Origin of the sequence: Neisseria sp. CP9 (assembly GCF_047758525.1) — a bacterium.
Classification (GTDB): domain Bacteria; phylum Pseudomonadota; class Gammaproteobacteria; order Burkholderiales; family Neisseriaceae; genus Neisseria.
On record NZ_CP180502.1, the window covers coordinates 966,174 to 984,082 of the forward strand.

A 17,909-nucleotide genomic window follows, 5' to 3' on the forward strand; every position below is an offset into this window, starting at 1 on the left:
TTCCCATTATGAAAAAATCCCTTTTCGTTCTCTTTCTGTATTCATCTCTACTTACTGCCAGCGAAATCGCCTATCGCTTTGTATTCGGGATTGAAACCCTGCCGGCTGCGAAAATGGCGGAAACGTTTGCGCTGACATTTGTAATTGCTGCGCTGTATCTGTTTGCGCGTTATAAGGCTTCACGGTTGCTGATTGCGTTGTTTTTCGCGCTCAGCATCATTGCCAACAATGTGCATTATGCGGTTTATCAAAGTTGGATGACGGGTATTAACTATTGGCTGATGCTGAAAGAGGTTACCGAAGTCGGCAGTGCGGGCGCGTCGATGTTGGATAAGTTGTGGCTGCCTGCGTTGTGGGGTGTGGCGGAAGTCGTGTTGTTTTGCAGCCTTGCCAAGTTCCGCCGCAAGACGCATTTTGCCGCCGATATATTGTTCGCTGCAGCGATGTTGCTGATTTTTGGACGTTCATTCAGTACGACGCAAGAACACGGTATTTCGCCCAAACCGACATATAGCCGCGTCAAAGCCAATTATTTCAGCTTCGGCTATTTTGTCGGGCGCGTATTGCCGTATCAATTGTTTGATTTAAGCAAGATTCCTGTTTTCAAACAGCCTTCGCCAAGCAAAATGGGACAAGGCAGTATTCAAAATATCATCCTGATTATGGGAGAAAGCGAAAGCGCGGCGCATTTGAAATTGTTTGGTTACGGACGCGAAACTTCGCCGTTTTTGACCCAACTGTCGCAAGCCGACTTTAAGCCGATTGTGAAACAAAGCTATTCCGCCGCTTTGATGACGGCAGTCTCCCTGCCCAGCTTTTTCAATGCCATACCGCATGCCAACGGCTACGAGCAAATCAGCAGCGGCGATACCAATATGTTCCGCCTCGCCAAAGAGCAGGGTTACGAAACGTATTTTTACAGCGCGCAAGCAGAAAACGAGATGGCGATTTTGAACCTGATCGGCAAAAAGTGGATCGACCATCTGATTCAGCCGACCCAACTCGGCTACCGCAACGGCGACAATATGCCCGACGATAAGCTGTTGCCGCTGTTCGACAAAATCAATTTGCAGCAGGGCAAGCATTTTATTGTGTTGCACCAACGCGGTTCTCACGTCCCATACGGCGCGCTGTTGCAACAACAGGATAAGGTATTCGGCGAAGCCAATATCGTGGACAAATACGACAGCACCATCCACAAAACCGACCAAATGATCCAAACCGTGTTCCAGCAGCTGCAAAAACAGCCTGAAAACAACTGGTTGTTTGTCTATACCTCAGACCACGGGCAGTATGTGCACAAAGACACCTTCAACCAAGGCACGGTACATCCCGACAGCTACATCGTACCGCTGGTGTTATACAGCCCTGATGCCGCCGTGCAGCAATCCGCCAACCAAGCCTTTGCGCCTTGTGAAATTGCCTTCCACCAGCAGCTTTCAACTTTCCTGATTCACACGCTAGGCTACGATATGAAGATTTCAGGCTGCACCGAAGGCTCGGTAACTGGCAATCTGATCACAGGCGATGCAGGCAGCCTGAACATCCGCAACGGCAAAGCGGAATATGTTTATCCGCAATAAGGCGGCGCAAACCTACAAACAATATAAATTGAGACCACGTCGGACATGAACGCCCGACCTACAAGACCATGCAAAACACTAAAAATCAAGCACGCGGCTCGGGCATTCATACCCGACACAATCTGACAAACGACAAAACCGTTTCAGACGACCTTCAAAACGCTTCGGGCAATATCGTCGCCCCTCCCCGCTACCGCCTGACCAAACTCGGCGAACAAATGGCGCGCCTGCCCATCGACCCGAAAATCGCGCGCATTTTGCTGGCGGCGAAGAAGCACGACTGCATGGCGGAAATATTGGTGATCGCGTCCGCGCTGTCGATTCAAGACCCGCGCGAGCGGCCGCTGGAAGCGCGCGATGCCGCAGCCAAGGCGCACGAGCGTTTTACCGACAAGCAGTCCGATTTCCTTGCCTATCTGAACATTTGGGACAGCTTTCAGCGCGAGCGCGATAAAGGCTTGTCCAACAAGCAGCTGGTGCAGTGGTGCCGCCAATATTTCCTGTCGCACCTGCGGATGCGCGAATGGCGCGAGCTGCACCACCAGCTTGCCCAAACCGCGATTGAAATGGGTTTGACCACTAAGGAAGCCGCTTTCAGACGACCTCCCGAAGTCAGGCAGCTTACGTCGTCTGAAAATACGGGCGACCAAGACCTATCCGCTAAACTCAAACAAAAACAACTGGATAAAAAACAACACCGCGCCCAAATCCGCGCCGCCAAAGAAGCGGGCTACGAACAAATCCACCGCGCCCTGCTTACCGGCCTCATCGCCAACGTCGGCATGAAATCGCCCGACGGCAACGACTACACCGGCGCGCGCGGCAGCCGCTTCCACCTTTTCCCCGCCTCCGCCCTGTTCAAAGCCAAACCCAAATGGGTGATGGCGGCAGAACTCGTTGAAACGACAAAACTTTACGCCCGCAACGTGGCCGCCATCCAGCCCGAATGGATCGAGCAGGAAGCGCCGCACCTCGTCCGCTACCACTATTTCGAGCCGCACTGGGAACAAAAACGCGGCGAAGTCATCGCCAGCGAACGGGTAACGCTCTACGGCCTGACCGTCTTGCCGCGCCGCCCCGTGTCCTACGGCAGAATCGCCCCCGAAGAAGCCCGCGAAATCTTTATCCGCAGCGCGCTGGTGGCGCAGGAATGCGATTTGAAAGCGGAATTTTTTGTCCACAACAAAAAGCTGATTAAGGAAATTAGCGAGTTGGAACACAAATCGCGCAAGCAAGACGTGTTGGTTGATGACGAAGCGCTGTTTGCGTTTTATCACGAACGGCTGCCCGATTTTTATACGGCGGACGCGGTTTCAGACGACCTGCATACCGAAAGCAGCCTGCACTCAAAAAGGCTACCTGAAAATTCCCAGCAAACTACCCCCTCCCCCGTGGGGGAGGGCTGGGGAGAGGGCAAAACAGTTGCCGCACAAACCAACTTTTCCGCAGCCGCAGCAAACCCTCTCCCTAACCCTCTCCCGCAGGAGAGGGAACAGAGTGCCGCAGCTTCAACGGTTTCAGGCAGCCTGCACAACGTAGCGGATTCCAAAGATACGGACAACCGCGTGCGTGAACCGAGTTCACACACCCTACAAAATGTTTCAGACGACCCCAAACCCAAAAAGCAGCCTGCACCCCAAAAAAACCGTCTGAAACCTCTCCCCCTCGCCGACATCCGCACCTTCCAAGCCTGGCTCAAAACCGCCGAGCGCGACAACCCGCGCCTGCTGTTCCTCAGCCGCGACGACCTCATGCAGCACGCCGCCGCGCACATCACTGAAGAACAATTCCCCAAACACTGGCAAACCGCAGACGGCAAATTCAAACTCAGCTACCGCTTCGAGCCGCACCACCCGCTCGACGGCGTTACCCTCACCCTGCCGCTCACCGTGCTCAACCGCATCAGCCCCGCCGCCCTCGAATGGCTCGTGCCCGGCATGATACGCGAAAAAATCCAGTTGCAAATCAAAGCGTTGCCTAAGCAAATCCGCCGCATCTGCGTGCCCGTGCCTGAATTCATCACCCAATTTTTAAGCCAAAACCCCGACCGCAACGCCCCCATCCTGCCCCAACTCGCCCAAGCCATCGCCAAAACCGCAGGCGACATCCGCATACTGGAGCAAATCAACCAAGACGAATGGGCCGCGTTCAGGCTGCCCGAACACTGCTATTTCAACCTCCGCATCATCGACGATGGCGGGCAAGAATTAGCCATGGGGCGCGATTTAATCCAAATCCAACAACAACTTGGCCAAGCCGCCGCCGTCACCTTCCGCGACAACACCCAAGAATTCGAGCGCGACAACGTTACCGCATGGGACATCGGCACCCTGCCCGAATCCATCAAATTCGCCCGCGGCAAACAGCAGCTCACCGGCTACCTCGGCCTGCAAAAAGAAAAAGACGGCCGCATCGCCCTGCGCTTGTTTGACACTAACGAAGCCGCCGAACAGGCACACCGTCAAGGCGTAATCGAATTGATGAAGCTGCAATTAAAAGAGCAGGTAAAAGATTTGAACAAAGGCATCCAAGGCTTCACCCAAGCCGCCATGCTGCTCAAACACATCAATGCCGACACCCTGCGCGACGACCTCACCCAAGCCGTCTGCGACCGCGCCTTTATCGGCGAAGACGAACTGCCGCGCAACGAAAAAGCCTTCAAAGAACAAATCAAACGCGCCCGCAGCCGCCTGCCCGCCGTCAAAGAAGCCCTCAGCCGCTACTTGCAGGAAACCGCCGCTGCCTACGCCGAACTGAACGGCAAACTCGGCAAACACCCGCTCACCCACCTCATGCGCCAACGCCTGCAAACCCTGCTCACCGCCGGCTTCGCCACCCGCACCCCGTGGGCACAATGGCCGCGCCTCCCCATCTACCTCAAAGCCATGACCCTGCGCCTCGAAAAATACAGCGGCAACCCCGCCCGCGACTCAGCCCGCGAAGCCGATATTCAAGAGCTGGAACAAATGTGGCAGGAAAAAACCGACGGCTTGGTGAAACAAGGACAACCCGTTTCAGACGATCTCGCCGCGTTTAGATGGATGATTGAAGAATTGAGAGTGTCGCTGTTCGCGCAGGAATTGAAGACGCCGTATCCGGTGTCGGTGAAGAGACTGTTGAAGGTGTGGGAAACGAAGGAGAAATGAATAAAAATGACCCACAAATTTTCGGGCTGCTTGCAAAATGAACAACCTTGCCAACCATCTTAATCAATTACAGAATAAATTTTTACTACCCTTATTCATTATTTAGTACATAATGGAATCAAAAAACAATTTTCTGATACACTTAGGAATAGATAATGCATAAATAAGCATTATTTACCGTAATTTTCACATCAATATAAAACTACAATTACTCTTGTTGTTTTATTAAAAATAGTCTTTGTATCTAAAAAGGCAGCCTAAATATGATTAAACGTATTACCTTTACACAATATCGACGTTTAAAAGCCCCCTTAGAATTAGAATTTTGCAATCATATCAATATTATTTCAGGATTAAACGGGACGTGTAAATCATCTATCCTATATCTCATCAGCAATGCATTCCAAGCAGAAAAATCCACTAATACTCAATTAGTACCCGCAAGTGAATTGAATGTAATCAACAATATTTCTGCTCAAGTCAATGCAAAAATCGAATTGTTGACAAAAGGTGACAAGGAATACAACGACCCTGCCCCTGGACAGCGTGGTGAATTATTTAAAGTATATTATAGCGATGAACAGTCTATTGGATTTAGAAGGCATAATAAGAGTTCAGACGATACTCATTCACGTTTTCGGCTCATTCCTCAATATTCATCTTCTCAAAACCAAAGTCTTCCAACCTTACGTACAGTTTATTTAAGTTTGGCTAGATTGCTACCTTTTGGGGAAATGAAGAACGATACTCCTGTCAAAGGAGTAAGAAAAGAGTTGCCTGAAGAATATAATGCAATTTTTCATCAATTGGTTCAACATATAACTGGCATCAAAATAACTGAATCAACCCCTCAGATTATCGCAAATATTAAAACTCGAACTGAATATTTGACCGATACTGAAGGCATCGACTCCAATACGGCATCAGTTGGTGAAGATAATGCGATTATTATCTTGAAAAATTTGGTACTGCTTCGCTATTACTACGAAAATGCTCCAAGTCTGCATAATATCGACCAACCTGCGTCCATTTTGTTAATTGACGAAATGGACGCAACGCTTCACCCTGCTATGCAATTGCGTCTGCTTCATACCTTAATTGAATATTCCGAAAGATATAAGATTCAGATTTTCTTTACTACGCATAGCTTATACTTGCTAGAGAAAGCATTAACCCCTGCTTATCGCAACCATATCAAATTAAATTATCTTACTCACCAAGGTGATCATGTAACCTTATTACCTGACCCATCTATTCATAAAATTGAGCGTCACTTACAGGAAATTCAAACTGTAAGTTATAGCGCGTCACCTAAAATCCCTATATTTACCGAAGATAATGAAGCGCGTGTCATTTTAAATGCGATTTTTGGCTACTTTGACAGCAGATGCAGATATTTTAGAGATTTAAGAGACAAGTTTCACTTTGTTAATGCCAGTATCGGTTGCGAAATATTGAAAGAAATTTTCAAAGACCAGTATTTAAATCAAAACACCATGAATGCCATTTGTATATTAGATGGTGACAATAACGGTCAGAAAGCAATGAAACATAATATTATTGTATTGCCTGGCAACAAAAATCCCGAACAATTGATTTTTGATTACTACGACGAATTAGCTAACGAACAAAATTTCGAAATGTATCAGACTCAGATTTTTTGGAATACTGATACAGCCTTAAGCAACGGTTTGACCAAGCACCGGTATATTAACTCAATTAAACCGCAAATATCAGCGATTGAAGAAAGAATTAATCAATTGAGACAAGATGGTAAATCTGCATCAGGTGTAAGAAGAGAAAGCAATAAAACTGTTTTTAATGACAATCTCGAAGAATTTAAAATAGTTTTCGATTTTTGGTTGGATAACCATTACACAGAAATAGAACAATTCTACCGGGACTTGCGCCATTGTTTCCGCCAAGTAGCATTGTTGCACAAATTAGACCCAGAACTTTGGCCGAAAAGTGCTCGTTTAAGTGAAAATAGAATACCAGACAATTCTTAATGATGCTGACTTTTTTAGTTTATTATTAAGAATAAAAAATTATTGAGTAAAAAATATGGCAGGCAACCCCAAACCCCTAACACCTTTACGCTATCCTGGCGGTAAAGGGGCTTTTGCTCCTTTTGTAAAATCAGTCATTGAAACAAATCATCTCAAAGGCGGTCATTATATGGAACCGTTTGCAGGTGGAGCAGGAGTAGCATTGGATTTACTCTTTAACGGCTATGTTTCCGATATCCATATTAATGATGCAGATTTGGCCATCTATCACTTTTGGCATGCTATCGTTACTAATACAGATGATTTTCTGGCACTACTACAACAAGCTCCCTTAACTATTGAAGAATGGGAGAAGCAAAAGCTGATTTTAAAACATCCTGAAAACCATTCTGATTTAGAGCATGGTTTTGCAACTTTTTATTTAAATCGCACCAATCACTCTGGTATTTTAAAAGCGGGCGTAATTGGTGGCAAAGCCCAAAATGGTACATACAAATTGGATGCTCGGTTTAATAAAGTCCGTTTATCTAGCCTAATTAAACGTATTGCTAATTATGCCAATAATATTCATGTGTATAACCTTGATGCGCTTGAACTATTAGGTAAAGCAGACAAAATATTACCTTCCCCTGCTTTAATCTATCTTGACCCACCTTACTATATTAAAGGTCATCGTTTGTACCGTAATTTCTATAATCACGATGACCACGTTCAGATTTGTGATGCTTTAGGTACAATTAAAACACCTTGGATTGTTTCATATGATAATTGTAATGAGATTAAGTCTATTTATAAAAATTATTATCAAGAAGAATACATCTTATCCTACTGCGCATATAAAAGAATTAAGGGTTCCGAAGTCATGATTTATGGGAAAAATGTATTGAGACCTAACAGCAAGTTGTAGTCTACACATGATTATGTGTGCGCTTTAGGTACATATTCCATCGGTCTTCCAAACTACTCCCCCTTTCCACTCAAACCAAAGGTCGTCTGAAACCCATTTTCAGACGACCTTTTACCACTTTGCCAAACAAGAATTCCAGCCGCCCTCTCCCCAAACGCCACACAACCCAGTAAACTCCCCATATTTCAACAACTTCTTGGAAACCAACCATGTCCCGTATCCATCCGCTCCACCTGTTCCCGTCCCATATCGCCGAACGCGGACTGCTGTATTTTCAGCAGGGCAAGGTTCGCGATGTCCAAAAAACTTCCGCCAGGCGTTATCGGGCGGAGGTGTGCGGTTCGGAAAACTATTCGGTATGGCTGAAGCTGGATAGTGATTTGTACATTAAGGACGGGGGCTGCGATTGTCCTTATGGCTGGGCGTGCAAGCATATGGCGGCGTTGTGGTATGCAGTGCGCGCTCAAACACCGGACGGGCAGCCTGACGAATCTGACGCGCAGCAGCCTAAAAAGGGCGGCAATCCGTATCGGCAGCAGCTCTCCCGAATCTTTTCCCGAACCCGATATTATGATTACTACGAAGCCGCCGATTTGGGCTTCAGGCTGCAAAACTGGTTAGAAGATGTGGCGCAGGAGGGGGCGGCGGCGGCGCAGCAGGCTTTGCCTCTATTGATACCGCGTTTGCAGGATGCTTTTGAAAAGGCGGATGACTCAGACGGTATGTTGGGCGATGCTATGTATATGGCAATCGACCTGCTGGAAGAGGCGGTCATGGAAAACGTCCCAAAGCGTTTGATTAATTTTTTGGACAAATGTTTGGACGACAGCCGCTATTTTGATTTCTCGGAGGCAGGCAATAAAATCTACCAAATCCGCGCCCGAATCTGGCGGCTGCGCGGCGAATGGCAGGCGTGGCAAGATTATGTGGCTAAACATTTGGCTGTTACCAAGTCGGGTTGGGAACATGAATTTTGGGCACTCGAAGGCTGGCAGGTTTTGCAGGCGAAAGGCGATACTGCTGCCGCGCAGGATTATTTCAGACGACATCTGCGCCTGCCGAAATTCAGACAAATTGCGGTAGAGCAAACAGTCGGGCAGCAAGATTGGGCGGAAGCGGAGCGCCTCTTGCGTGAAGGCATCAACATTGCCGAAGATGAAGGAACACTCGGCACAGCGCACAAATGGAAGCTGCAATTGTTTGATGTATTGAAGGAAACTGATAAAAATGTACGCGAAATCGCAGCGGATTTGGCGTTTTCCACCAGCCTTTCATTGCCGCATTACGAGGCATGGAAAGCCACGTTTTCCGCTGCCGAATGGCCGCATGAATTCAACCGCCTGCTTGCGCGTTTGTCGGGTCAATATTCGCTGCAAGCTGAAATATTGGAGCATGAACAGGAATTCGACCGGCTGCTCGCCCTATTGCAGCAACACCTTTCGTTGTACATGATGGAACGTTTTGCTCCATCTTTCCCCGAGCCGTATCACGACCGAATCGTAGCGCTCTACCTGAAAATCTTTGCGGCTGAAATCAATAAGGCAAGCAACCGTAAGCAATACCGCCAGCTCTTGAACCAATTAAAGATCCTCCGCCGCCAATATTCCGCACAACGGCAGGCAATGGAAGACTTTGCCGACGAAATCAGGGAGCAATATAGCGAAAAACCGCGTCGGCCTGCGTTGCTGGAAGAATTGGATCGGGCGGGGTTTTAATGTGCAGGCTGCCGAATGTGGCAACGCCGCACATTCACACACCAGCAAATCACGCTTAATGTGGAATCCGTGTGCAGCCTTTCTAAACTAATCCCTTCCAACCAAACCAAAGGTCGTCTGAAACTCATTTTCAGACGACCTTCACATACCATGTGCAATACTTCCGAATAAGCTACGCCGCCAATCGTGCCATCATACGCACGAACCTTTCCCGCCTATCTGCACACCTTTCCTGCTTTCAGACGACCTTTTGTCATTTTGTAAAGCAAGGATAAGAAAATTATGAAAGAATACCTGTTTGGCTTAATTGCCCTTGCTGCCTGATATGAAGAGGGTTACTCTTCTGCATAAATTTGATTTGATTACCCGGTCGGGGTTAAACGTAAAGGAACTATGATGAAAAAATACCTTATGCTATTTGCTCTTTTCGCTGCTGCTGGCGCTCAGGCAAAAGAATTTTTCCGTGTGACTGATTTGCCCGACGGCTGGCAGGCGCATATTTCTGTCGAGGGCTGCAAAGACAATCATTGCGGCGGCAAAGGCGCGGTGTTTTTGTATCACCCTAAGCAGGAAACCACAAATGTTTTTAAGAGTGACGACCTGATATTTGAACGCGGCGAAGGCGGCAAAATCTCTGCGGCAAAAAGCCCTTTGATTATGAAAGACTTTACCTTTGACGGACGCAAGGATATTGCCGTTGCGACCGGCAATAAAGGTCCTAAAAACTCTCCTACATACGATATCTACGAGCAAGGCGAGTATGGTTATTTTGGCTCCAATTATTCACTGACTGAATTGACCAAGAATTACATGGGTATGTTCCGCGTCGACAACAAACAAAAAGCCCTGATTGTGACGAATGAAGTCGACTGCTGCACCCGTATCGAAGAACGCTACCGTTACAGCCCCGAGTATATTCTGACGTTGTTCTACTCCCGTTCAGTCGATACCTCTGACGAGGACAAGGTCGTGGTAACTGAAACCCGAACCGACCGTCGTGGCAACGAGAAAACCACTACCCGAACCTACACTCCCGCACAATGGCAGCGTCTGAATAAATAATCCGGTCAGACCAGATATGAATCCGCCACATGGCTGGCGGAGGGTGCAAACCTAAAGATGCCAATATATAAGGTCGTCTGAAAACTTGAGATTCAGGTTTTCAGACGACCTTTATCATAGAAAAAAGCCCGCAAATCACTTACAATACGCCCCTAAAATTCTGAAAGCACACAAGAATCATGGAAGCCGAAGTAATCAACCAGCTCAACAACACCCTGAACGATTTGGAAAAGCGCAGCGAAGACATCCGCGTCTATATGGATTATCAGGGCAAGAAAGACCGATTGGAAGAAGTCATCGGCCTTTCCGAAGACCCTGAGCTATGGAACGACCCCAAACGCGCCCAAGAAATCGGCAAAGAACGCAAAATCCTTGAAGGCATCGTGTTGACGCTCGACAACATCGCGTCGGGCATCGAAGACAACCGAATGCTGATTGAAATGACCGTCGAAGAAAACGACGAAGAAGGTTTCGCTGCCGTACAGGAAGACGTGGCGGGACTGGAAAAACAGATGGCGGATTTGGAATTCAAACGGATGTTCAACCAGCCCGCAGACCCGAACAACTGCTTTATCGACATCACCGCAGGCGCGGGCGGTACGGAAGCGGAAGACTGGGCGGGCATGTTGTTCCGCATGTACAGCCGCTACGCCGAGCGCAAAGGCTTCAAAATCGAAATCCTCGAAGAAGACGACGGCGAAATCGCGGGCATCAACCGCGCCACCATCCGTGTTGAAGGCGAATACGCCTACGGCTTGCTGCGCACGGAAACCGGCGTTCACCGCTTGGTGCGCTACTCGCCGTTTGACTCGAACAACAAACGCCATACGTCGTTCTCATCCGTGTTCGTGTACCCCGAAATCGACGATTCCATCGAAATTGAAATCAACCCCGCCGATTTGCGTATCGACACCTACCGCGCATCGGGTGCGGGCGGTCAGCACATCAACAAAACCGACTCCGCCGTGCGTATTACCCACGAGCCGACGGGGATTGTGGTGCAATGTCAAAACGACCGTTCGCAACACGCCAATAAAGCCGCTGCGATGGAAATGTTGAAATCCAAACTGTATGAATTGGAAATGCGCAAACGCAACGAAGAGAAACAGGCATTGGAAGAAGGCAAATCCGATGTGGGTTGGGGCAGCCAAATCCGTTCGTACGTCTTGGACTCCTCACGCATCAAAGACTTGCGCACAGGCTACGAAGTCGGCAACACCAAAGCCGTATTGGACGGCGATTTGGACGGCTTCATCGAAGCCAGCCTGAAACAAGGCGTGTAAACCTCAAAATGCGAAAGGTCGTCTGAAAACCATGAATATTGGTTTCCAGACGACCTTTTGATTTTCTAAGTTCGGTTTCTGCCCGATTTATTTACATTTCTCTTTAGCCGCATTGACGGCGGCGGTCAGGCTTTTTTCGTTGACTTCGCCGGTGATGGTTTGTTTGTAGCCGCATTTCGGGGCTTCGACGACGGTGAACGGCAATACGCCGACGTTGTTGCCGTAAGACTTCATGAAATTGCGGCTGTCCGCGCCGGTATAACGCCAAACATGATAGCTGACGGGGGTTTGTTTCAGGAATTTGCCGATGTTGTCGGAAGTATCCAACGCGATGCCGACCATATCGACGCTGCCTTTTTTCTGCGCTTTGTACCAAGCGGACATAGCAGGCATTTCCTTACGGCACGGGCCGCACCAAGTCGCCCACAGGTTCACCACGCGCACGGGGGCTTTGAGCGATTGCAGGCTTTGCGGCTTGTTGTCGTTCCAGCCTGCCAGCGGGTCGGCGGCAAACGCAGGGGCAGACAGGGCGGCAGTCATCAAAACAGAGGCAAGCAATAATTTTTTCATAAGTTCCATCCTTTGCATCAATCAAATGATGGCATTGTAACCCCTTTCAGCGTGCTGTCTATGGAGAAAATGAAGATGTTGGATTTTAGCGGTAAAAAATGACGATTATTGGGTGATAAGTTGAGGAAATCTCCAATGCAGCCGATAATATAGTGGATTAACTTTAAACCGGTACGGCGTTGCCTCGCCTTAGCTCAAAGAGAACGATTTTCTAAGGTGCTGAAGCACCAAGTGAATCGGTTCCGTACTATCTGTACTGTCTGCGGCTTCGTCGCCTTGTCCTGATTTTTGTTAATCCACTATAAAGCCCATCAGCAAAATCTATAAACATCGGAGAACGCTATGTCGTCTGAATTCACGCTCTACCACAACCCCCGTTGCAGCAAATCGCGCGCCGCTTTCGACCTGCTCGAAGCGCGCGGCATCAAAGCCGAAATAGTCAAATACCTCGACACCCCGCCTGATTTGGCGACACTGAAAGACATCTTTGCCAAACTGGGCTTAGAATCCGTGCGCGGCATGATGCGCGTCAAAGACGACTTGTACAAAGAACTCGGTTTGGACAAGCCCGACCTCGACAACCAAGCCTTGCTCGAAGCCATCGCCGCCCACCCTGCCCTGCTTGAACGCCCCATCCTGACCACACAGGACAAAGCCGCCATCGGCAGACCGCTCGAAAACATCGAAGCCCTGTTGGACTGAAGCGCGGGAAGGCCGTCCCTACATGATTTCCCTGTTCCGCAGCCGCAACGGCTTGCGCTACTACCTTTTTCGCGGCATAGGCCTGAGTATCCTGCTGGTACTCGGCATATTCGGCGAGGGCGCATGGCAGGTGTACCACACCGGCTCGCAGCCCCTGCCCGGTCATGTCCGCGCCGATGCCGCCCTCGTGCTCGGCGCCGCCGCGTGGGACAAACGGCCTTCGCCCATCTTCCGCGAACGCATCAACCACGCCATCACCCTCTACCAAAGCCACCGCGTCGAAAAAATCGTTTTCACCGGCGGAACACCCAAAAAAGGCTACATGACCGAAGCCGAAGTCGGTCGGCGCTACGCCCTCAAGCAAGGCATACCCGCGCACAACATCCTCTTTGAAAATACCTCGCGCAACACCTACGAAAACATCCGCAACATCCGCCCGATATTGCGCGCCGAAGGCATCGGAAGCATCATCATCGTTAGCGACCCCTACCACCTCGCCCGCGCCCTCGAAATCGCCTCCGACCTCGACATCGAAGCCTACATCTCCGCCACGCCGACCACGCGGTTCGACCAAAGCAAAGAAAAAAACAAATTCCTGCTCCAAGAAAGCTACGCCCTCTTCCTCTACCGCATCGGCAAATGGAGCGAAAACTTTTGGGACTGGCTGACAATGAGTAAAACAGAAGACGAATAAAGGAAAAAAGGTCGTCTGAAAACCGAATTTTCCGGTTTTCAGACGACCTTTCATTGTCTGATTCCGTCTAAAAACAGTAAAATACCCGTTTTAAAAGATTCTGGAGCCATCATGACCGTCAAAACCCGTTTCGCCCCCAGCCCCACCGGCTACTTACACATCGGCGGCGTGCGCACCGCCTTGTTTTCATGGGCGTTTGCCCGCCATCACAAAGGCGAATTCTTATTGCGTATCGAAGACACCGACTTGGCGCGTTCTACCGCCGAATCCGTCAACATCATCCTCGACGGCATGAAATGGGTCGGTCTCGATTACGACAACGCCGACAACGTCGTGTATCAAACCCGCCGTTTCGACCGCTATACGGCCTGAGCCTATGATTTTTGCAGCCGCTATTTCAATCGGATGTAAAACGTACCGTCCGGCACGACGGGCAGGTATTTGCGGTAGAAGTCCAGATAGGTCTTGTTTGGGTCTATGTCGGCAAACTGCTGCGGATACAGGGTTTTGGCGATAAATTGCGCGCTGGCCAAATCGGAGAGCGAGCGGGAGGCGGTGTGGTAGATGCCGTAAACGCGTTTGTTTTTGACGGCAGGAATGTCTGCCCAACCTTTGCGTTTGACAAATCCGGCCAGGCGGCGTTGCGCATCGGCCTGGCTGATGCCTATGCCCATCGCCATAATGCCAGGCTTGTCTTTATGGCCGTTTTCCGTCCCCGAAATGACGATGACGTCGGGTTTGGCCGTCAGGAATTTTTCAGGGTTTATCGGTCCCCAGTTTTTAACGTAAGGCGCGGCGATATTGTTGCCGCCTGCTGTGTCGGCAATCGCGCCCCACATATCTTTGCCGAAGGTGTAGCTGTATTCGGACGGGCCTTTGTCGCCGAACTCGATATAGATTTTCGGTTTGGACTGCTTGGCGCGCGCGACGCGTTTTTGGATATCGGCAATGCCTCGGGCGTATTCGGCGGCAATTTTTTGGGCGCGCGCCTGCGTACCGTTGAGTTCGCCGAAAATTTCCGCACTGCGCGTGTGCCGCGCGACGGTTTCGGCGTTGAAATCGACCACGACGACGGGTATGCCTGCCGCTTTAATGCGCGGCAGGTGGGTGGCGACGGCCTTATACTGCCAGTCGGCCAGAATCAATACGTCCGGCTTGAGCGCGAGCGTTTTCTCCAGTGAAAACGTGCCGGTGTTGATGTTGCCGATGTCCGCAATGTTTTGCAGCGTAGGCAGCTTCTGTTTGAACATCGCCCAGCTGCCGGGATTGAATTTCTCCCAAAACTCACGCGAAATGCCGATGACGTTTTTAAATTTGTCCGCGCCCGTTACCGCGATATAGTCGGGATAGTAAAACGCCAAAACCGCGCGTTTGACAGGGACATCGACTTTGACTTCGCGTCCCAATACGTCTTTGATAGTTTTGATTTCGGCTTGGGCAAAAAGGGGCAGGAGGGCGAGGGCGGCAAATAAAGCGCGTTTGTTCATGAGCGGATACTTTCAAAGAAATGATTATCATTTGTCTTGTTTTCAGGAGAAAAGTTCCCAGACGGTCCTTCTGCGCCGACATTATTTTCAGACGGCCTTACATTGTTTAAACCTTGCCGAAAAAGTAAAATACCTGTTTTCAAAGACTTTGGAGCCATCATGACCGTCAAAACCCGTTTCGCCCCCAGCCCCACCGGCTACCTGCATATCGGCGGCGTGCGCACCGCCTTGTTTTCATGGGCGTTTGCCCGCCATCACAAAGGCGAGTTCCTATTGCGTATCGAAGACACCGACTTGGCGCGTTCCACCGCCGAATCCGTCAACATCATCCTCGACGGCATGAAATGGGTCGGTCTCGATTACGACAACGCCGACAACGTCGTGTACCAAACCCGCCGCTTCGACCGCTACAAAGAAGTCATCGCCGAACTCTTGGAAAAAGGCGCCGCCTACTACTGCTATTGCAGCAAAGAAGAGCTGGAAGCCATGCGCGAGAAAGCCGAAAAAGAAGGCACGGCGACTTACGACCGCCGCTGGCGCCCCGAAGCAGGCAAAACTCTGCCCGAAATCCCTGCCGACGTGCAACCCGTCGTCCGCTTCAAAACGCCTTTGGACGGCGTTACCAAGTGGACGGACTTGGTCAAAGGCGAAATCTCCATTCCCAACGAAGCGCTCGACGACCTGATTATCGCCCGCGCCGACGGCACGCCGACCTACAACTTCTGCGTCGTGGTGGACGACTACGACATGGGCGTTACCCACGTTATCCGCGGCGACGACCATGTGAACAACACCCCGAAACAAATCAACATCTTAAAAGCCATCGGCGCGAACCTGCCCGAATACGGCCACCTGCCCATGATTCTCAACGAACAAGGCAAAAAAATCTCCAAACGCAGCGGCGATACCGTCGCCATCACCGATTTCGGCGCGATGGGCATCCTGCCCGAAGCCATGCTCAACTATCTGGCGCGTTTGGGTTGGGCGCACGGCGACGACGAGTTCTTCACGATGGAACAATTCATCGAATGGTTTGATTTGAAAGACGTTTCCCCGTCTCCAAGCCGCATGGACTTGAAAAAGCTCTACTGGATCAACGGCGAACACATCAAAATCACGCCCAACGAAAAACTCGCCGAACTCGTCAAACCCCGCCTTGCCCTGCGCGACATTTACGACACGGCAAAACCCGCGTTGGAAGACGTGTTGGCACTGGTCAAAGACCGCGCCCAAGACCTGAACACCCTCGCCGACGAGTGCCTCTACTTCTACGTCAAACAAACGCCTGCCGAAGCGGACGTGCAGAAACACTGGGACGACGAAGCCGCCGCCCGTATGCTGCGCTTCGCCGAACGCCTCGAAGGGCTGGAAGACTGGAACGCCGAAGCCATCCACGACCTGTTCAAACCTTTCTGCGACGAAGAAGGCATCAAAATGGGCAAACTCGGCATGCCCCTACGCCTCGCCGTCTGCGGCACGGCGAAAACACCCAGCGTCGATGCCGTGTTGGCATTAATCGGCAAGGAAGAAGTGTTGAAACGGATACGTTCTTAAAACGTTGAAAAGGTCGTCTGAAAATTTTCAGACGACCTTTTTGGTTTCTCAGGGACTTATTCTTCGCTTTGGTTTTTATCTTTTTTGCGCCATAAGCCTTTAAACAGCGCGCCTGCACCAATCACGCCGACAGCAATCAATTTGCCGAATTTGGCGAGCAATGCGCCTGCAAGAGCCAACAAGCCCAGTTTTTTCGCAGCCAATCCGCCGACTAGAGCTGCCAATCCGTATTCCGCCACTTTGTCGGTCGCGGCATTGAAATCGCTGTAACGCTTGCCTTCATTGAATTCGATATTGCCCAATAATTCCCGTGCGATAGGTTTGTATTGGTCTACGCTATTCAAATCAGTAACCATGGTCAGTTCGATAAAACCTTCGCGGCCGAGCTGGTAAGTGTTGTAGTTGATGGCAGGATTTTGGTCGGGTTTGTTTTTCTCCAAAACGTCAATCGACCAAATCAGGCGGTGGGTAGCCGCATCATATTGCGGTTTTTCCACCCAGCCGCGCGTTTCCAATTCAGGCAGGTTGCGGGCGGCACGTTCTTTGTTTTGCTCCTCAGAACCTTCTTTCAGCTGCTTGAGCATGCCTTCGACATCCCATTCTTTGGCATCGTCGTCTTTGATGTAACCGGAATCATTGAAATTCAAATCGACCCACCAAGGGGCTGCGGTGTCTTTATTTTTTTGCTCCGGAATAATCAGCCCGTAGCGGTCGGGATTTGTGCCATTACCCCATTCTTCCATCAAGCTATTGGCGGCATCTTTTTTAATAAAGACCATTTTGGCGGGCAGTTTTAGTTTTGCCTGGTTACCCAAGTCGATAACTGCCGGGCCGGTGATTGTTTGTTTGGCGATCTCGTCCTCTGAAACAGTTGAAGCATTTTTCGAGTTCGGCGCAGATGCTTCGACGGCTGAAGCAGTATCCGGTTTGGCGGCATACGCAGGCAAGGTTTGGAGGGATAACAAGGCTGCCAAAACAGCGCAGGCGAGACGGTTGCTTTTCATCATGGGGTTTCCATAAAAATGAGTTAAAAAATGCGGACAGCCGAAACACCATACGCTCCGGCATGACCAAAGGAGGAGGTTTGCAATAAACAAACCTATGCTTGCATATTAATATGCCTATGGTTTGAAAAAAAATGCAGATAAATTTTCCGATTGGCAGCAATTTACTACCCAAAGGTATAGGCAGCGTTTT

15 protein-coding genes and 1 pseudogene are annotated in these 17,909 nt (G+C 49.8%); 12 read left to right on the forward strand and 4 right to left on the reverse strand.

Annotated elements, in window-relative coordinates; translation table 11 throughout:
• Positions 1-5 precede the first annotated feature (5 nt).
• The 4 genes from ACMYUL_RS04530 (at position 6) to ACMYUL_RS04545 (ending at position 7,645) form a co-directional block, all read left to right on the forward strand.
• The gene (locus ACMYUL_RS04530) at positions 6-1,583 is read left to right on the forward strand and encodes a phosphoethanolamine transferase (protein WP_210398615.1); all 1,578 of its coding nucleotides are present in this window, start codon (positions 6-8) and stop codon (positions 1,581-1,583) included.
• A gap of 68 nt (positions 1,584-1,651) precedes the next feature.
• Positions 1,652-4,729: a DUF3418 domain-containing protein gene (locus ACMYUL_RS04535; protein ID WP_415772308.1), complete on the forward strand. Its 3,078-nt coding sequence runs from the start codon at positions 1,652-1,654 to the stop codon at positions 4,727-4,729.
• 263 nt (positions 4,730-4,992) lie between these two features.
• Positions 4,993-6,738, forward strand: a complete 1,746-nt coding sequence (locus tag ACMYUL_RS04540) for an AAA family ATPase (protein ID WP_234396113.1) — start codon at positions 4,993-4,995, stop codon at positions 6,736-6,738.
• A 55-nt stretch (positions 6,739-6,793) separates the two neighbouring features.
• A complete protein-coding gene (locus ACMYUL_RS04545) occupies positions 6,794-7,645 on the forward strand; it encodes a DNA adenine methylase (RefSeq protein ID WP_003767418.1) in 852 nt (283 codons plus the stop codon).
• 70 nt (positions 7,646-7,715) lie between these two features.
• Here ACMYUL_RS04545 and ACMYUL_RS04550 read toward each other — a convergent pair whose 3' ends face one another.
• A complete protein-coding gene (locus ACMYUL_RS04550) occupies positions 7,716-7,856 on the reverse strand; it encodes an alpha-amylase (RefSeq protein ID WP_070857295.1) in 141 nt (46 codons plus the stop codon).
• Between ACMYUL_RS04550 and ACMYUL_RS04555 the strand changes: the two genes are divergently transcribed.
• The 4 genes from ACMYUL_RS04555 (at position 7,855) to prfB (ending at position 11,705) form a co-directional block, all read left to right on the forward strand.
• A complete protein-coding gene (locus ACMYUL_RS04555) occupies positions 7,855-9,360 on the forward strand; it encodes an SWIM zinc finger family protein (protein ID WP_415772315.1) in 1,506 nt (501 codons plus the stop codon). The two genes, ACMYUL_RS04550 and ACMYUL_RS04555, sit on opposite strands and share 2 nt — an antisense overlap.
• A 15-nt stretch (positions 9,361-9,375) precedes the next feature.
• A complete protein-coding gene (locus ACMYUL_RS04560; protein ID WP_415772317.1) occupies positions 9,376-9,531 on the forward strand; it encodes a hypothetical protein in 156 nt (51 codons plus the stop codon).
• Between the two features lie 225 nt (positions 9,532-9,756).
• Positions 9,757-10,422 carry an XAC2610-related protein gene (locus tag ACMYUL_RS04565; RefSeq protein ID WP_070515309.1) on the forward strand — a complete coding sequence of 222 codons (666 nt, stop codon included), beginning with the start codon at positions 9,757-9,759 and terminating at the stop codon, positions 10,420-10,422.
• Positions 10,423-10,601: 179 nt separating this feature from the next.
• Complete coding sequence (gene prfB / locus ACMYUL_RS04570) at positions 10,602-11,705, forward strand: peptide chain release factor 2 (protein WP_003743167.1); 1,104 nt, start codon at positions 10,602-10,604, stop codon at positions 11,703-11,705.
• 87 nt (positions 11,706-11,792) lie between these two features.
• Here prfB and ACMYUL_RS04575 read toward each other — a convergent pair whose 3' ends face one another.
• Positions 11,793-12,275: a TlpA disulfide reductase family protein gene (locus ACMYUL_RS04575; RefSeq protein ID WP_003775962.1), complete on the reverse strand. Its 483-nt coding sequence runs from the start codon at positions 12,273-12,275 to the stop codon at positions 11,793-11,795.
• A gap of 342 nt (positions 12,276-12,617) precedes the next feature.
• Between ACMYUL_RS04575 and arsC the strand changes: the two genes are divergently transcribed.
• The 3 genes and pseudogenes from arsC to ACMYUL_RS04590 all read left to right on the forward strand — a co-directional run.
• Complete coding sequence (gene arsC, locus ACMYUL_RS04580; protein ID WP_415772320.1) at positions 12,618-12,977, forward strand: arsenate reductase (glutaredoxin); 360 nt, start codon at positions 12,618-12,620, stop codon at positions 12,975-12,977.
• 22 nt (positions 12,978-12,999) lie between these two features.
• Positions 13,000-13,671, forward strand: a complete 672-nt coding sequence (locus ACMYUL_RS04585; protein WP_045074030.1) for a YdcF family protein — start codon at positions 13,000-13,002, stop codon at positions 13,669-13,671.
• 111 nt (positions 13,672-13,782) lie between these two features.
• A pseudogene (locus ACMYUL_RS04590) lies at positions 13,783-14,034 on the forward strand (glutamate--tRNA ligase family protein); the annotation flags it as partial.
• A gap of 29 nt (positions 14,035-14,063) precedes the next feature.
• Here ACMYUL_RS04590 and ACMYUL_RS04595 read toward each other — a convergent pair.
• Entirely contained in the window at positions 14,064-15,158 is a 1,095-nt protein-coding gene (locus ACMYUL_RS04595; protein WP_070682577.1) for an ABC transporter substrate-binding protein, read from the reverse strand.
• A 159-nt stretch (positions 15,159-15,317) separates the two neighbouring features.
• Between ACMYUL_RS04595 and gltX the strand changes: the two genes are divergently transcribed.
• Positions 15,318-16,712, forward strand: a complete 1,395-nt coding sequence (gene gltX / locus ACMYUL_RS04600) for a glutamate--tRNA ligase (protein WP_003761051.1) — start codon at positions 15,318-15,320, stop codon at positions 16,710-16,712.
• A 56-nt stretch (positions 16,713-16,768) separates the two neighbouring features.
• Here the strand turns inward: gltX and ACMYUL_RS04605 are convergent, their stop codons facing one another.
• The gene (locus ACMYUL_RS04605) at positions 16,769-17,719 is read right to left on the reverse strand and encodes a DUF2167 domain-containing protein (protein WP_070514194.1); all 951 of its coding nucleotides are present in this window, start codon (positions 17,717-17,719) and stop codon (positions 16,769-16,771) included.
• Between the last annotated feature and the right edge of the window lie 190 nt (positions 17,720-17,909).

Bases quoted from the DNA above. Each gene is read 5' to 3' on its own strand.
- ACMYUL_RS04535 (WP_415772308.1), top strand. From the start codon at position 1,652: ATGCAAAACACTAAAAATCAAGCACGCGGCTCGGGCATTCATACCCGA.
- ACMYUL_RS04540 (WP_234396113.1), top strand. From the start codon at position 4,993: ATGATTAAACGTATTACCTTTACACAATATCGACGTTTAAAAGCCCCC.
- ACMYUL_RS04545 (WP_003767418.1), top strand. From the start codon at position 6,794: ATGGCAGGCAACCCCAAACCCCTAACACCTTTACGCTATCCTGGCGGT.
- ACMYUL_RS04555 (WP_415772315.1), top strand. From the start codon at position 7,855: ATGTCCCGTATCCATCCGCTCCACCTGTTCCCGTCCCATATCGCCGAA.
- ACMYUL_RS04550 (WP_070857295.1), bottom strand. From the start codon at position 7,856: ATGGTTGGTTTCCAAGAAGTTGTTGAAATATGGGGAGTTTACTGGGTT.
- ACMYUL_RS04560 (WP_415772317.1), top strand. From the start codon at position 9,376: ATGTGGCAACGCCGCACATTCACACACCAGCAAATCACGCTTAATGTG.
- ACMYUL_RS04565 (WP_070515309.1), top strand. From the start codon at position 9,757: ATGAAAAAATACCTTATGCTATTTGCTCTTTTCGCTGCTGCTGGCGCT.
- prfB (WP_003743167.1), top strand. From the start codon at position 10,602: ATGGAAGCCGAAGTAATCAACCAGCTCAACAACACCCTGAACGATTTG.
- ACMYUL_RS04575 (WP_003775962.1), bottom strand. From the start codon at position 12,275: ATGAAAAAATTATTGCTTGCCTCTGTTTTGATGACTGCCGCCCTGTCT.
- arsC (WP_415772320.1), top strand. From the start codon at position 12,618: ATGTCGTCTGAATTCACGCTCTACCACAACCCCCGTTGCAGCAAATCG.
- ACMYUL_RS04585 (WP_045074030.1), top strand. From the start codon at position 13,000: ATGATTTCCCTGTTCCGCAGCCGCAACGGCTTGCGCTACTACCTTTTT.
- ACMYUL_RS04595 (WP_070682577.1), bottom strand. From the start codon at position 15,158: ATGAACAAACGCGCTTTATTTGCCGCCCTCGCCCTCCTGCCCCTTTTT.
- gltX (WP_003761051.1), top strand. From the start codon at position 15,318: ATGACCGTCAAAACCCGTTTCGCCCCCAGCCCCACCGGCTACCTGCAT.
- ACMYUL_RS04605 (WP_070514194.1), bottom strand. From the start codon at position 17,719: ATGATGAAAAGCAACCGTCTCGCCTGCGCTGTTTTGGCAGCCTTGTTA.